The 3,943-nt window shown below is 70.3% G+C and carries 3 protein-coding genes; all 3 read left to right on the plus strand.

Annotation, left to right across the window (positions count from 1 at the left end):
• On the plus strand, window positions 1–1,213 hold a 1,213-nt coding region (locus O3Q52_RS50035; RefSeq protein WP_269655075.1), incomplete at its 5' end, for a tetratricopeptide repeat protein.
• 361 nt (window positions 1,214–1,574) lie between these two features.
• Window positions 1,575–2,753, plus strand: coding sequence for a hypothetical protein (locus O3Q52_RS50040; RefSeq protein ID WP_269655076.1), 1,179 nt, complete (start codon window positions 1,575–1,577; stop codon window positions 2,751–2,753).
• Window positions 2,754–2,762: 9 nt separating this feature from the next.
• Window positions 2,763–3,943: hypothetical protein (locus tag O3Q52_RS50045; protein WP_269655077.1), on the plus strand; the 1,181-nt coding region annotated here is incomplete at its 3' end.

The raw sequence follows: 3,943 nt of genomic DNA on the forward strand, positions 1-3,943 counted from the left end.
ACCTTCGCCGCGGGCCCGTGTCCTGCTGGCCGAGTTGGTCCGCTGGCACCTGCTCACCGAACACGCCCCGGGCCGGTACGTCTTCCACGACCTGCTGCGCGCCTACGCGGCCGAGCTGGCCGCCACGTACGACAGCGACGACGTCCGGCAGGCCGCCGCGCACCGGATGCTCGACCACTACCTGCACACCGCCCACAGGGCCGATGTCCTGCTGACTCCCCGGCCCAACCCGGCCCCTTTGCCGCCCGCCCGGCCGGGCGCCGCCCCCGAGGCGCTGTCGGACCACCGGCAGGCACAAGCCTGGTTCACCGCCGCGCACCCCGTGCTCCTGGCCGCCGTGGAACAGGCTCCAGCCGCCGGCTTCGACGAGCACACCTGGCGGCTCGCCTCGGCACTCACCACGTTCCTCGACCGGCACGGATACTGGCGGGCACTGACCACCGTCCACACCGCCGCCCTGGAGGCCGCGCTGCGCCAGGGCGACAAGGCAGGACAGGCCGACGCCCACCGGGGTCTCGGGCTCGCCCAGGACCGGCTCGACCGCCCCGACGACGCCCGCGCCCACTACCTGCTCGCGCTGGACCTGTTCGGCGAACTCGGCAGCCACGCCGGGCAGGCCCGCATCCACCAGCACCTGTCCCGGATGTCCGAGGCCCTGGGCCACCACGAGCAGGCACTCGGCCACGCCCACCTCAGCCTCACCCACCACCGGGCCACGGACGACCGGGCCGGCCAGTCCGCCGCCCTAAACCACATCGGCTGGATCCTCGCCCAACTCGGCGACCACGACGAGGCCCTCGCGCACTGCCATCAGGCCCTCGGCCTGGCGCAGGAGACCGGAGACCTCAACGGGCAGGCCCACATCCAGGACAGCCTCGGCTACATCCACCACCACCTCGGCCGGCACCCCCAGGCCGTCGACTGCTACCGGCAGGCCGTAGACCTGTTCCACCAGACCGGCGACCGCCACAGCGAGGCCGCCGGTCTCGTCTGCCTCGGCGACACCCACCACAGCGCGGGCACCCCCGACGCGGCCCGCGCCGCCTGGACCCAGGCCCTGGCCGTCATCGGCGAACTCGGCCTCCCGGACACGGATCCGCTGCGCACCGAACTCCTCCAGCGCCTCGGCCGCGCCGCCGCGGATGCCGCCACCGCAAGTCCCGGTGAACGTCTGGCCCAGGGACCGTACCCGCCCCGTCCCGCACCGGCCTGAGGCCGGTACCGGTGCGGGTTGGGGTGCGGAGAATCGTCGTCCGGTCCGTTGAACGGAACAGAGCACGACAGACCCGATGTGGCCCGCCACGCTGTCAACCGAGCGTCCCTCCACTGTCGGAGGGACGTCGATGCGGACATTCGCGTCACACGCACGGGCGCCGGCCGAACCGCCCTGGCAACGGGGCTCCGGCGGGACAGGACGCCTTCGTGCCGGAGGCGATGAACGACTGCCGCGGGAGACCTTCCCCCTCTACAGGAAGCGGGAGACAGCGTGCTGTTACACGACCGACCCGACGAACACAGGCGTCACTCCCGGCCGCAGCAAGAAGTCCGGCGCCACGGGCACGGGGGTTCCGGCCATGTCCGATGAACGCCTGCTCGCGTTGAAGGAACGGGCCGCCGCGCAGCTGATGCGGATCCCCGGAGTCACCGGCGTCGGACTGGGCGGCCGGGAACGCGCCGGGAGGCCCACCGGCGAGATCGTCCTCAAGGTCTTCGTCCGCCGCAAACAGCCACTCGCTGAACTCACTGCGGGTGAGACCTTGCCCCCGCAGTTCGAAGGGGTCGGCGTGGATGTGAGTGAACTGTCCGTTGCCGCACCCGATGCGCTGCCCGCACCTGCCGACACGGATCCGCTGCCCCCCGAGGATCCGCTGACTCCGGGCGCGTCGACCACCACGAACATCGACTGGGACACGAAGCGCTATCGCCCGCTGGTCGGCGGAGGACGTCTGCAGGCCGATGTGATCGGTGTCGGGCGGGGCACATTGGGGTGCCTGCTGGTGCACTCCACCGACCCCAGCAAGGTGTACGCACTGACCAACTACCACGTGCTGGCGGCCATCGTCGCCGGGCAACTGCCCGTCGTGAACGTCACCAGGGTCGGCCATCCGGGCCTGACACCCAGCCCGGTCAAGAATCTCTCGGCCGGGATCGGCGTCTTCGCCGGAGGAGGTCTGGACACGGTCCGGGACGCCGCGCTGGTCCAGCTCGACGTCGGCACGAAGTGGCGGGCGGAGATCGTCGAAATCGGTCCGGTGACCGGCGCCTACACGGTCACCGTTCATGACGCGAAAAACCTTACCTACCAAGTGCGCAAGCGGGGCGCCCGCACCCGGCTCACCGGCGGCATCGTCGAATCCGTCAACACCACCATCACATCGAGGACCGACGGCGTCCTGACGGAGCGCAAAAACGTGTTGGTCGTGATGCCCAATCCGAACCCCACGGTTCGTGCGGGCGGGACATTGATCTTCTCCGACGGGGGCGACTCCGGCAGCGTCGTGGTCAACGACAACGCACAGGTCGTCGCACTGCACTACGGATCGGATGAGCCTGCGCCCGGTGTCACCGTACGCAAGGGATGCGCACTCCCGATCGACCAGATCCTCCAGCGGTTCCAAGACCTGGAGAGGCTGCCGGTCCAGCTCGCCACGGCGACCAAGAACGGCCAGGTCCACGTCGTGCCCAAGGCGCAGCCGACGGCCGCACCACCTGAACCCGGCATGGCGGTGCCCGCCGCGCCCGCCGAGCGCTGAGGAGGCGTCATGCCCGAGACCGAACCGGGTCGTCCCGACTACGAGGCCATCGAACGGGTCAAGCAGGACGCGACCCCGCGGCTGCTCGCCGTCCCCGGCGTGACCGCCGTGGCACTCGGCGCGAAGGTGGTCGCCGGCCTACCGACCGACACACCCTCCATCAAGGTCTTCGTCCGCGACAAACGCCCGGCCGCCAAGGTCCCACCGGACGAACTGATCCCGGCGGACATCGACGGCGTCCCCACCGACGTGGAGACCGGCGGCGACCTGACCCCGCTGGCCGGTCCTCCCACCGGTGTGCTCAACGCGACGCGGCTGGCCCTGGACTCCAAGACATACCGACCTGTGATCGGCGGGGGCACACTCACCACCGCGGGCAGCAGCGCTTCGGGCACGCTCGGTTGTCTGCTGTGGGATGCGGCCAACCCCGACGTGGGTTACGCGCTCACCAACCAGCACGTGGCCCACGCTCCGGACATCCGGACCATGGAGAAGGACCGGACCGAGATCGGCCAGCCGGACGGCGATCACCTCAGCAAGAACTGCTGCAACGACATCATCGGCGTCTGGGCCGGCGGCGACAAGAACGCCGACCGTGACGAGGCGGTGGTCCGGTTGTCGCCAGGCATGAAGTGGAAGGCCGAGATCGCCGGGATCGGACGGGTGGCGGGAATACACGAACTCACCCGGGAAGAGGGCAACAGCAAGTCGTACCAGGTACGCAAGCGAGGCGCCGTCACCCGGCTGACCGGCGGATTCATCACCGGTTTCACCGCGACGACGAACGAAATCCAGAACATGATCATCATCACGCCGAACCCGCACCCCAACGCCGGGCCGCGTGACACCACCTTCTTCGCCTACGACGGCGACTCGGGAAGCGTTCTGGTCAACGACGCGAACGAAGTCGTCGGACTGCTCCACCACAAGGACGGCGGCGGACGCGGGTGGGCGACCCCGATCACCCATGTTCTCGCCCGGCTCGCCGAACACGAGAAACTCGACCTCCAGGTGGCCACCTCACCGCCCGGTGTCCCCATCCAGGTGCACACCGTGCCGGGTGGCACCACGGTCGCGGTGCCGCACGAGGTGGCCCAACAGGTCGCCGCCGACCCCGCGATGCGCGGCACGTTCCAGGGCAGCGGCGACCGGGCACCGCCCGGACGCCCGTGGTTCACCGACGTCCCGCC

The organism is Streptomyces sp. ActVer, assembly GCF_027270795.1.
GTDB classification, from domain to species: Bacteria; Actinomycetota; Actinomycetes; order Streptomycetales; family Streptomycetaceae; genus Streptomyces; species Streptomyces umbrinus_A.